The sequence below is a fragment of the Pseudomonas bohemica genome (genome assembly GCF_002934685.1).
Classification (GTDB): Bacteria; Pseudomonadota; Gammaproteobacteria; order Pseudomonadales; family Pseudomonadaceae; genus Aquipseudomonas; species Aquipseudomonas bohemica.
On sequence record NZ_NKHL01000069.1, the window covers coordinates 17,002 to 29,322 of the forward strand.

Annotated in this window: 6 protein-coding genes; 4 read left to right on the top strand and 2 right to left on the bottom strand. The window is 60.4% G+C overall.

Annotated features, from left to right (window positions below; translation table 11 throughout):
• Window positions 1-181: 181 nt before the first annotated feature.
• Window positions 182-2,590 carry a xanthine dehydrogenase molybdopterin binding subunit gene (gene xdhB, locus CE491_RS02225; protein ID WP_110946744.1) on the bottom strand — a complete coding sequence of 803 codons (2,409 nt, stop codon included), beginning with the start codon at window positions 2,588-2,590 and terminating at the stop codon, window positions 182-184.
• On the bottom strand, window positions 2,583-4,055 hold the full coding sequence (xdhA, locus tag CE491_RS02230; protein ID WP_110946745.1) for a xanthine dehydrogenase small subunit: 1,473 nt from the start codon (window positions 4,053-4,055) through the stop codon (window positions 2,583-2,585). Before xdhA ends, xdhB begins: the two co-directional genes overlap by 8 nt.
• Window positions 4,056-4,338: 283 nt before the next feature.
• Between xdhA and CE491_RS02235 the strand changes: the two genes are divergently transcribed.
• The 4 genes from CE491_RS02235 to ligA all read left to right on the top strand — a co-directional run bounded on the left by CE491_RS02235 (window position 4,339) and on the right by ligA (window position 12,080).
• Entirely contained in the window at window positions 4,339-4,998 is a 660-nt protein-coding gene (locus CE491_RS02235) for a GntR family transcriptional regulator (protein ID WP_110946746.1), read from the top strand.
• Window positions 4,999-5,001: 3 nt separating this feature from the next.
• On the top strand, window positions 5,002-8,490 hold the full coding sequence (gene smc / locus CE491_RS02240; RefSeq protein WP_110946747.1) for a chromosome segregation protein SMC: 3,489 nt from the start codon (window positions 5,002-5,004) through the stop codon (window positions 8,488-8,490).
• A gap of 263 nt (window positions 8,491-8,753) precedes the next feature.
• Window positions 8,754-9,611, top strand: coding sequence for a cell division protein ZipA (gene zipA, locus CE491_RS02245; protein ID WP_110946748.1), 858 nt, complete (start codon window positions 8,754-8,756; stop codon window positions 9,609-9,611).
• A 105-nt stretch (window positions 9,612-9,716) separates the two neighbouring features.
• Window positions 9,717-12,080 carry an NAD-dependent DNA ligase LigA gene (ligA, locus tag CE491_RS02250; protein ID WP_110946749.1) on the top strand — a complete coding sequence of 788 codons (2,364 nt, stop codon included), beginning with the start codon at window positions 9,717-9,719 and terminating at the stop codon, window positions 12,078-12,080.
• Window positions 12,081-12,321 lie beyond the last annotated feature (241 nt).

Sequence of the window (12,321 nt, forward strand, 5' to 3'; positions counted from 1 at the left end):
CCTATTCGTGAGCAAGCTCACTCCCACAGAATCGATGGCTATGCAGCAGGTCGGGCCTGGCACCTTCTCCTGTGGGCGCGAATTCATTCGCGAGAGGCCGATACATCCGACGCATGTGCGTCGTCTGATCGATTGCATCACGAATCCATTCGCTCCCACATTTTTCGGCCGCGTAGCCCTTTTAAACCGGCGAAACCGTCAACTCATGGGCAACACTGGCAGCCTCTGAGCTGGCGACTTTCAACCTGCGCATCTGCTCGCAACCCCACAGCACTCGCTCCGGCGTCGCTGGCGCGTCGATCTTCGGCTGATGCTTGTAATCACCCAGACTTGCCACCGCATCCTTGATCGCGCACCAGGCTGCGATGCCCAACATGAACGGCGGCTCGCCCACCGCCTTGGAATGGAACACCGTGTCTTCCGGGTTCTTGCGGTTTTCCACCAGCTTGACCCGCAGATCGGCTGGCATGTCCGCCACTGCCGGGATCTTGTAGCCGGCCGGGCCGTTGGTCATCAGCTTGCCCTTGGCGTTCCACACCAGCTCTTCGGTGGTCAGCCAGCCCATGCCCTGAATGTAGCCGCCCTCGACCTGACCGATGTCGATAGCCGGGTTCAGCGAGGCGCCGACGTCGTGCAGGATGTCGGTGCGCAGCATCTTGTATTCGCCGGTCAGGGTATCGACGATCACTTCGGTGCAGGCCGCGCCGAACGCGAAGTAGTAGAACGGCCGACCCCGCGCCTGACTGCGGTCGTAGAAAATCTTCGGCGTCTTGTAATACCCGGTGCTGGACAGCGACACCTGGCCCATCCATGCCTGCTGCGCCAGGGTGTCGAAGCTGATGACCTGCTCGCCGGCGCGCACGTGACCGTTGCGGAATTGGACCTGCGACGCTTCGCACTTGTAATGCCGTGCCGCAAACTCGATCAGTCGCTGCTTGATGGTTTCCGCCGCGTTCTGAGCGGCCTTGCCGTTCAAATCTGCGCCGCTGGAGGCGGCGGTAGGCGAGGTGTTCGGCACCTTGTCGGTATTGGTCGCGGTAATCTGCACGCGGTCGATGCTCACCTGAAACACTTCGGCCACCACCTGCGCGACCTTGATGTTCAAGCCCTGGCCCATCTCGGTGCCGCCGTGGTTCAAGTGAATGCTGCCGTCGGTGTAGATATGAATCAGCGCACCGGCCTGATTGAGGAAACTGGCGGTGAAGGAAATGCCGAATTTCACCGGAGTCAACGCCAGGCCTTTCTTCAGAATCGGGCTGTTGGCGTTGTAGTCCTTGATCGCTTTGCGTCGCTCGGCGTACTGGCTGCTTTCTTCCAGTTCGGCGGTCATCTCCTCGAGCATGTTGTGCTCGACTTCCTGATAGTAGTGGGTGACGTTGCGCTCGGTCTTGCCGTAGTAGTTGGCCTTGCGCACGGCCAGCGGGTCCTTGCCAAGATGCCTGGCAATGGCGTCCATGACTTCCTCGATGGCAACCATGCCCTGCGGGCCGCCGAAACCGCGATAGGCGGTGTTCGATGCGGTGTTGGTCTTGCAACGATGGCCGTTGATCGTCGCATCGCCCAGGTAATACGAGTTATCGGCGTGAAACATCGCCCGGTCGACGATCGATGCGGACAGGTCCGGCGAGCAGCCGCAGTTACCGGCCAGCTCCAGTTGAATCCCGTGCAGGCGACCGTCGTTGTCGAAGCCCACGTCGTATTCGACGTAGAAGGGGTGACGCTTGCCGGTCATGAGCATGTCTTCGACGCGGGGCAGGCGCATCTTGGTCGGCTGCCCGGTCAGGCGCGCGATCACCGCACACAGGCAGGCGGGGCTTGCGGCCTGGGTTTCCTTGCCGCCGAAACCGCCACCCATACGGCGCATGTCGACCACCACCTTGTTCATCGACACGTCCAGCACTTCGGAGACCAGTTTCTGCACTTCAGTGGGGTTCTGAGTCGAGCAGTAGACGATCATTCCGCCGTCTTCGGTGGGCATTACCGAGGAGATCTGGGTTTCCAGATAAAAGTGTTCCTGACCGCCAATGTGCAGCGTGCCCTGGATGCGGTTCGGCGCCGAATCCAGCGCGGTGACCGAATCGCCACGTTTGTGGGTGTGGCTGTCGAGGACGAAATGCTTTTTGCGGTAGGCCTCAACCACGTCCAGCACCGGTTCCAGATCTTCATATTCGATGATCGCGGCCATGGCGGCCTTGCGTGCGGTTTCCAGGTCGCGGGCGGCCACGGCAATCACCGGCTGCCCGACGAACTCGACCTTGTCGATGGCCAGCAACGGGTCGCCCGGCAGCAGCGGGCCGATGTCCTTGAGACCCGGGATGTCTTCGTGGGTGATGGCGATTCTCACCCCTTCGAAGTCGTAGCAGGGCGACACGTCGACGCTGACGATCCGCGCATGAGCACGGTCGGACATGCGCGCGTAAACGTGCAGCTGATTGGGAAATTCCAAGCGGTCATCGATGTAGATCGCCTCGCCCGACACATGCTTGTCGGCGCTGTCGTGCTTGACGCTGCGGCCGACGCCGGTGGTGAGGTCTTGCTGGAACAGCGCGACCAGTTCTTCTTGAGTCTTCTGCGGGGCGTGATTAGACATATGCAGTTACTCGCGTCTCGATATGTGGCGTTTGCAGCTCGATGAAGTATTTGCGCAGCAGGTTCTGCGCGCTGAGCAGGCGGTATTCCTTGCTCGCGCGGAAGTCCGACAGCGGGGTGAAATCCTGTTCCAGCGCAGCGCAGGCGCGTTCGACCGTGGCCGAAGTCCAGGGCTGGCCGATCAAGGCTTGCTCGCAGTGGGCAGCGCGTTTCGGGATCGCGGCCATGCCACCGAATGCCGCGCGGGCATCGACGATGACGCCGTTTTCCACGTGGACACGGAAGGCCGCGCAGACCGCCGAGATGTCGTCGTCCAGGCGCTTGGATACCTTGTAGGCGCGGAATGCCTGTTTGGCGTTGGCCTTGGGCACGATGATCTTCTCGATGAACTCGCTTTCCTGCCGCGCGGTGACGCGGTAATCGATGAAGTAATCCTCCAGCGCCAGCGTGCGGGTTTTCTCGCCTTTGCGCAGGACGATCTTCGAGCCCAGTGCGATCAGGAGGGGAGGCGAGTCGCCAATCGGCGAGGCGTTACCGATATTTCCGCCCAGCGTGCCCTGATTGCGGATCTGCAGTGATGCAAAACGGTGCAGCAGCTCGCCGAAATCCGGGTATTCGTTGCTCAGTGCTTCATAACAGTCGGTCAGCGCCGTCGCAGCGCCGATTTCAATCCGGTCATCGAAGTGCTCGATTTTTTTCATGTCAGCGACGTTGCCGACATAGATCATCACCGGCAGCGCGCGATGGAACTGGGTGACTTCCAGCGCCAGGTCGGTGCCGCCCGCCAGCAGGCGCGCTTGCGGATAAGCATCGTAGAGGTCGGCCAGATCAGCCACGGTCAACGGCACCAGGCAGCGTTTGTCGCCGCTGTTCAGCTCGGCGGTTTCCGCCGGTTTGATAGCTTTGAGGCGGGCGATGGTTTGCGCCTGGCGGGCGTCGAACTGGTCGGGCTGACGCTGTTGACCACAAGCCTGTTCGGCGGCGGCGAGAATCGGGCGGTACCCGGTGCAGCGGCACAGGTTGCCTGCCAGCGCTTCGTGGGCCAGCGCATGCTTGACGCGGGAAGAGTCCGTTTCGCTGCTGTTCTTTTGCAATGCGAACAGCGACATCACAAAGCCCGGCGTGCAGAAACCGCATTGCGAGCCGTGGCACTCGACCATCGCCTTTTGCACGCTGTGCAGCTGGCCTTGATGCTTGAGGTCTTCAACGCTGATCAGCTGTTTGCCGTGTAACGAGGCGACGAAGGTCAGGCAAGAGTTCAGGCTGCGATAGCTCAGGTGATCCTGGCCATCGGCATCGGTACTCAACTCGCCAACCACCACCGTGCACGCGCCGCAGTCGCCGCTGGCGCAGCCTTCCTTGGTGCCGGATTTGTGCAAATGCTCACGCAGGTAATTGAGCACCGTCATGTTGGGGTCCAGAGCATGCTCGGTTTTTAGCTCTTGGTTCAGTAGAAACTGGATCACCGGTTGCGCCTCGTTTTTCTTTTAATAGAAGTGGTCATCGAACCTGTCGATGAATCTATCAGGTCTGACTATTGGGTCAACGAAAATCTGACCTTTAAGTCAAGAAATTGAGTTTTGCCGGAAGTTGCCGATTAACGGCAGCATGACGTTGCAATAAAACCCTGTCGAAGCGCTCAAAGTTTTGCTTATTTCGTGCCAGTTCCCGTGACATGGCCCTGCGCCACGGGTATGCAGTGCGATACACTTCGCCGCTTGAGTGCAGCTATTGGTTTAAAGGAAAGAAATGACGTTCAAGGCACCGGACAGCCTCGCTGAGCAGATCGCTCATCACCTCGCCGAGCGGATCATTCGCGGCGAGCTCAAGCCTGGGGAGCGGATTCAGGAGCACAAGGTCACTGCCGCGCTCAATGTCAGCCGCGGTTCGGTCCGTGAAGCGCTGCTGATCCTCGAACGCCGCCACCTGATCGTGATCCTGCCACGTCGCGGTGCGCAGGTGACTGTCCTGACCCCACACAACATCCAGAGCCTGTGCACCTTGATGAGTGAGTTGTACATCCTGCTGGGCCTTGCGGTGGCCAAAAGCTGGCAGGAAGAACTCGACCTGGCGCCATTCCTGCAAATCCAGCAGCGTCTGATTGCCAATTGCGAGCGCAGCGATGTGAAAAGCTTCGTCGAAGACAGCTTCAACGTGATGCGCGCGGCCTATCCGTTCGCCAACAACCCCTATCTGGAAGAGACCGTCGAGAACCTGCAGCCGTCCATGAGCCGTTTCTACTATCTGGCGCTGGAGCAGCGTCAGGCCGAGATGAGCGAGTACCTGACCCTGTTCGGCCAGCTGCTCGAAGCGGTCGTCGCCCGTGATCTGGCGCGCATCCGCGCAGTCCTGACCAGCTACGCCGAGCGCAGCTGCCAGTCGATCCTGTCAGCCTTGGCGGCCAGCTGATCCATGCGCCTCAAATGCATCAGGCTGGCCGGGTTCAAGTCGTTCGTCGATCCGACGACGGTGAATTTCCCCAGCAACATGGCGGCCGTGGTCGGCCCCAATGGATGCGGTAAATCCAACATCATCGACGCGGTGCGCTGGGTCATGGGCGAAAGCTCGGCCAAGAACCTGCGCGGCGAATCGATGACTGACGTCATCTTCAATGGCTCGACCAGCCGCAAACCGGTGAGCCAGGCGAGCATCGAGCTGGTGTTCGATAACTCCGACAGCACCCTGGTCGGCGAATATGCCAGCTACGCGGAAATTTCCATTCGCCGCAAAGTCACCCGCGACAGCCAGAACAGCTATTACCTGAACGGCACCAAGTGCCGTCGTCGCGACATCACAGACATCTTCCTCGGCACCGGCCTGGGCCCGCGCAGCTACTCGATCATCGAACAGGGCATGATCTCCAAGCTGATCGAGGCCAAGCCCGAAGACCTGCGCAATTTCATCGAGGAAGCTGCGGGCATCTCCAAGTACAAGGAGCGCCGTCGCGAAACCGAGAACCGCATTCGTCGCACCCACGAAAACCTCGCGCGCCTGACCGACCTGCGCGAAGAGCTGGAGCGTCAGCTGGAGCGTCTGCATCGTCAGGCCCAGGCCGCCGAGAAGTATCAGCAATACAAGGCCGAAGAGCGCCAGCTCAAGGCGCAACTGTCGGCCCTGCGCTGGCAGGCGTTGAACGATCAGGTGGCGCAGCGCGAGTCGATCATCGGGACCCAGGAAGTCAGCTTCGAAGCGCTGGTCGCCGACCAACGCAGCGCCGATGCCGCCATCGAGCGGTTGCGCGACGGCCATCACGACCTCTCCGAGCGATTCAATCTGGTGCAGGGGCGTTTCTATTCGGTGGGCGGCGACATCGCGCGCAACGAGCAAAGCATTCAGCATGGCCAGCAACGTCTGCGTCAGTTGCAGGACGACCTGCGCGAAGCCGAGCGTGCGCGGCAGGAAACCGAATCGCACCTGGGCCACGACCGTACCTTGCTCGCGACCCTCGGCGAAGAGCTGGAGATGCTCGAGCCGGAGCAGGAAATGACCCTTGCCGCCGCCGAAGAATCCGCCGCAGCGCTGGAAGAAGCCGAAACCGCGATGCACGGCTGGCAGGAGAAGTGGGACGCTTTCAACGTATCTTCGGCCGAACCTCGTCGTCAGGCCGAAGTTCAGCAGTCACGCATTCAGCAGCTGGAAACCAGCATGGAGCGCCTCGCCGAGCGTCAGCGCCGGCTGGGCGAAGAGCGTCAGCTGCTGGCCGCCGACCCCGAAGGCGCCGCGATCCTGGACCTCTCCGAAGACCTCGCCACTCGGGAAATGGCCTTCGAAGAGCTGACCGCCGAGGAAGAACAACTCATCGAGCGCCTTGAGCAATTGCGCCTCGAACTGCAACAGGCCACGCAATCCCAGCAACAGGCTCAGGGCGATCTGCAGCGTTTGAACGGCCGGATCGCGTCGCTGGAAGCCTTGCAGCAGGCCGCGCTTGATCCGGGCACCGGCACGGCCGAATGGTTGAGCGATCAGCAGTTGAGCGAGCGGCCGCGGCTGGCCGAAGACTTGCGCGTCGAAGCGGGCTGGGAGTTGGCGGTCGAAACCGTGCTGGGCGCCGATCTGCACGCGGTCCTGGTCGACGATTTTGCCGGTCTCGATCTGGCCGGATTCAGCCAGGGCGATCTGCGGCTGATCAAACCGAGCGCGGATATGGCGCGCATTCCCGGCAGCTTGCTGGACAAGGTCCAAACCCGTATCGATCTGAGCAGTTGGCTGGGGCAGGTCAAACCGGTGGAAACCCTCGACGATGCCTTGTCGCTGCGGGCGCAACTGAGCGCCGGACAAAGCCTGATCAGTCGAGACGGCTATTGGGTCGGTCGCGACTTCCTGCGCGTGCGACGTGCCAGCGAAGCGGAAAGCGGCGTGCTGGCCCGTGGTCAGGAATTGCAGCGCCTTGAAGCCGAACGCGAAGAGCGCGAAGCCACCCTGGCCGCGCTCGAGGACCAGTTGCTCAGGCAACGCGAGCAACAGCGCTTGCAGGAAGACAGTCGCGAGCAGTTGCGTCGTCGCTTGCAGGACGAGGCCCGTCAACAGAGCGAACTCAAGGCGCAGTTGTCAGCGGCCAAGGCCAAGGTCGAGCAACTGACGCTGCGCCGCACGCGTCTGGACGAAGAACTGACCGAACTGGCCGAGCAACGTGCCCTTGAGCAAGAAAGCCTCGGCGAGTCGCGCCTGCAATTGCAGGACGCACTTGACAGCATGGCGCTGGACACCGAACAGCGCGAATTGCTGCTGGCTCAGCGCGACAGTCTGCGCGAGCGTCTGGACCGGGTGCGTCAGGAAGCCCGTCAGCATAAGGACCACAGCAACCAGTTGGCCGTGCGCTTGAGTTCGTTGCGCGCGCAGCACGATTCGACGCGTCAGGCGCTGGAGCGTCTGGAAATGCAATCCGAACGCCTCACCGAAAAGCGCGAGCAATTGAACCTCGGCCTGGAGGAGGGCGCCGCGCCCCTGGAAGAGCTGCGTCTGAAGCTCGAGGAGTTGTTGGAAAAGCGCATGGTCGTCGACGACGAAATGCGCACCGCGAAAAATGCCCTGGAAGACGCCGACCGCGAACTGCGCGAAGCCGAAAAACGCCGGACCCAGGCCGAGCAGCAATCACAGCTTCTGCGCGGGCAACTGGAGCAACAGCGGCTGGAATGGCAATCGCTGACCGTGCGCCGCAAGGCCCTGCAGGAGCAACTGCACGAAGACGGCTACGATCTAAACGGTGTGCTCGCAACCTTGACCCCTGAGGCCAACGAGAAGGACGCCGAAGAAGAACTGGGCCGCATCGATGCGCGCATTCAGCGTCTGGGCGCGATCAACCTTGCGGCCATCGACGAATATCAGCAGCAATCCGAGCGCAAGCGTTATCTGGACGCACAGGATGCTGACCTCGTGGAGGCGCTGGACACGCTGGAAAACGTGATCCGCAAGATCGATAAGGAAACACGCAACCGCTTCAAAGAGACCTTTGATCAGATAAACAGCGGAATTCAGGCACTTTTTCCAAAAGTTTTCGGTGGCGGCAGCGCTTACTTGGAACTGACAGGCGAAGATTTACTCGATACAGGGGTGACGATCATGGCGCGTCCGCCCGGAAAGAAAAACAGCACGATCCATTTGCTGTCCGGCGGCGAAAAAGCCCTGACCGCACTGGCTCTGGTTTTTGCCATTTTCAAACTCAACCCGGCGCCGTTCTGCATGCTCGACGAAGTCGACGCACCATTGGACGACGCCAACGTGGGCCGCTATGCCCGACTGGTCAAGGAGATGTCGCAAACCGTGCAGTTCATCTACATCACCCACAACAAAATCGCCATGGAAATGGCCGACCAGTTGATGGGCGTCACCATGCATGAGCCTGGGTGTTCGCGCCTCGTGGCAGTGGACGTAGAGGAGGCGATGGCGCTGGTGGATGCATAGCGGACTGCCATACGGTCGAACAAATAGGGAGGTAAAAGCGACGCGCTGACAGCCAGGTACAGGAATAACAGCCCAAGCGATACAGATGCACGCGAGATGGCAGATGTAACAGACGGTGTAAAGTTACCTTTGGTCGTGCTAGCTTAATGTCCACTTTTCATTTTGCGTGGGTAAAAGGCCATTCAGAACATAGAGTTGGCTCCACGTTTTAAAGGGGTTTAGGCCCTTAATTTTCAGAATTTTCATTAGAGGCACGGGATTACATGGAAATCGGTCTGCGAGAGTGGCTGATCGTCATCGGCATTATTGTCATTGCCGGTATTCTTTTTGACGGCTGGCGCCGGATGCGCGGCGGCAAAGGCAAGCTGAAATTCAGGCTGGACCGCAGCTTCTCCAATCTGCCGGACGACGAAGAAGGCTCGTCCGCCGAAGTGCTTGGCCCTGCGCGCGTCCTTGAAACCCAGAAAGAACCCCAGCTCGACGAGCAGGATCTGCCGACCATGAGCGCTGCCCGCGAGCGGCCGCAGCGCCCCGAGCGAGAGAGCAAACGCAACAAGCGCAAGGACGAACCCCAGCAGGGCGACCTGAATCTGGATGTGGACGGCCCAAGCCTGTTCAGCGCCCGTGACGACGATTTTCCGGATGACAAGGCGCCGCAACGCATCACTGAAGACAAGGACCTGGCGCCGGTCGAAGAAGTGCTGGTGATCAGCGTGATTTCCCGCGACGAAAGCGGCTTCAAAGGGCCGGCGTTGCTGCAGAATATTCTGGAAAGCGGCCTGCGTTTCGGCGAGATGGATATTTTCCATCGCCACGAAAGCATGGCGGGTAACGGCGAAGTGCTGTTCTCCATGGCCAACGCAGTCAAGCCAGGCGTGTTCGATCTGGACGATATCGACCATTTCAGCACCCGTGCCGTGAGCTTTTTCCTCGGTCTGCCGGGGCCGCGTCATCCGAAACAGGCTTTCGACGTGATGGTGGCCGCTGCACGCAAACTGGCCCACGAACTGAACGGCGAACTGAAAGATGATCAGCGCAGTGTGTTGACCGCGCAAACCATCGAGCACTACCGCCAGCGCATCGTCGAATTCGAGCGCCGCGCGCTGACTCAGCGTCGTTGATTGCAGCCAGCGCTGCTTTTACTTGTAGGAGCGCGCTCCTACAGCGTCACATGCAATATCAATTGAGCAGCTTCGGCTGCTCTTTTGCTTTTCGAGAACCTATCTATGAACGCCGCCGAACAACGAATCCTGGAACTGCGAGCAGAGCTGGATCAACACAACTATCGCTATCACGTTCTCGATGAGCCGAGCATTCCGGACGTCGAGTACGACCGCCTGTTCCACGAACTCAAGGCGCTGGAAGCGGCAAACCCGCATCTGGTGACCCCGGATTCGCCCACGCAGCGAGTTGGCAGTGCGGCGTTGTCGGCATTCACCCAGGTGCGTCATGAGATCCCGATGCTCAGCCTGGGCAACGCCTTTGAAGAAACCGACATGCGCGAGTTCGATCGTCGTGTGAACGAAGGCCTGGATTTGCCCGTGGGCGACCTGCTCGGCGATGGCGCCAAAGTCGAATACAGCTGCGAGCCAAAACTCGACGGCCTGGCCGTAAGCCTGCTCTATCAGGACGGCGCGCTGGTTCGCGGTGCCACCCGCGGCGATGGCACCACCGGCGAAGACATCAGCGTCAACGTGCGTACCGTGCGCAACATCCCCCTCAAGCTTCACGGCAAGAACTGGCCGCAGACGCTGGAAGTGCGTGGCGAAGTCTTCATGTCCAAGGCCGGCTTCGAACGTCTGAATGCCAGTCAACTGGAAATCGGCGGCAAGACCTTCGCCAACCCGCGAAACGCCGCCGCAGGCAGCTTGCGTCAACTGGATTCGAAGATCACTGCTAATCGCCCGCTGGAGTTCTGCTGCTATGGCATCGGGCAGGTGTCACACGATATTTCCGAGACCCACATCGGCAACCTGCAGCAGCTCAAAGAGTGGGGCATGCCCATCAGTCGCGAGCTGAAGGTTGCTAAAGGGATCGAAGACTGCCTCAAGTACTACCACGACATCGGCGAGCGCCGCCTCTCGCTGCCCTATGAAATCGACGGCGTGGTGTTCAAGGTCAACAGCATCGCCGCGCAGCGTGAACTGGGCTTCCGCGCCCGCGAGCCGCGCTGGGCCATCGCTCACAAATTCCCGGCCATGGAAGAGCTGACCGAACTGCTGGATGTGGAATTTCAGGTCGGGCGCACCGGTGCTGTGACCCCGGTCGCGCGTCTGAAACCGGTCAAGGTGGCGGGGGTCACCGTTGCCAACGCCACGCTGCACAACATGGATGAAGTCGCGCGCCTGGGCCTGATGATCGGCGACACCGTGATCATCCGCCGCGCGGGGGATGTGATTCCCCAAGTGGTGCAGGTGGTGCTGGAACGTCGTCCTGAAGATGCGCGCAAGGTCGAAATTCCGCAAACGTGCCCGGTGTGCGGCTCGCAGGTGGAACGCACGCAACTGATCAAACGCAGCAAGGGTAAAGAGACAGTCAGCGAGGGCGCGGTGTACCGCTGCGTCGGGCGGCTGGCCTGCGGCGCGCAGCTCAAGCAGGCGATCATCCACTATGTATCCCGTCGCGCGATGGATATCGAGGGCTTGGGCGACAAGACCATCGAGCAACTGGTGGACGAAAAGCTCATCGGTTCGCCCGCCGATCTCTACAAGTTGGAGTACGACGACATCATTGAGCTGGAAGGTTTTGCCGAAATCTCCAGCAAAAAGCTGCTCAAGGCCATCGAGGACAGCAAGAAACCGACTCTGGCCCGCTTCATTTATGCGCTGGGCATTCCGGATGTCGGTGAGGAGACAGCCAAGGTCTTGGCGCGTTCGCTGGGGTCGTTGGAGAGGGTCAAGGTCGCATTGCCGCAAGTGCTGACCTACCTGCCGGACATCGGTCTGGAAGTGGCTCACGAGATTCACAGTTTCTTCGAAGACGAACACAACCAGAACGTCATCGGCGCGCTGCTGGGCGAATGCAAGATGCAGCTGCAGGACGTCGGCGAGCTGGGGGCCGAGTTCGCTGCCAGCGCAACGTTGGGCGGCATGCTCGACAAGCTCAACATTCCATCAGTGGGGCCGGGTGCGGCGCAGAAACTGGCCGACAGGTTCACCACGTTGGAAGGGGTAGTCAAAGCCGACTGGCTGGACATGCGTCAGACCTTGCCGGAAAAGCAGGCGCAGTCTGTCAGGGCTTTCTTCGACATTGCAGAAAACGCCCAGCGCGCGATCGCCATCGAGCGACAACTCAAAGACTTCGGCATGCACTGGCAAAGCGAGAAGAAGGTTGTTGAAGGCCTGCCGCTCACTGGCCAGACCTGGGTGCTTACCGGCTCGCTGGAACTGATGAGCCGCGACGTTGCCAAGGACAAGCTCGAGAGCCTCGGCGCCAAGGTTTCAGGCTCTGTCTCGGCCAAGACCTACGCCGTCGTTGCTGGACCGGGGGCCGGGTCTAAGCTGACCAAGGCCAATGAACTGGGGTTGACGGTGCTGGATGAAGAGGCGTTCGTGGCGTTCTTGAAGAAACACAACGTGGCCGTGGAGTGATACGGTCCATTGGAGGCGCCGGCTTGCCGGCGAACGCGGTGTGTCAGGCGTTTCATTTATAATTGAGCCCGCGCATTCGCTGCCGTCGTAACCTCCGACGTCTCCCACAGTCTTTTACGGTTGAATCGGTACCGGTGCAGGACTCAAAACCGTAGGAGCGCGCTTGCCGGCGAACGCGGTGTGTCAGGCGTTTCATTTATAATTGAGCCCGCGCATTCGCTGCCGTCGTAACCTCCGACGT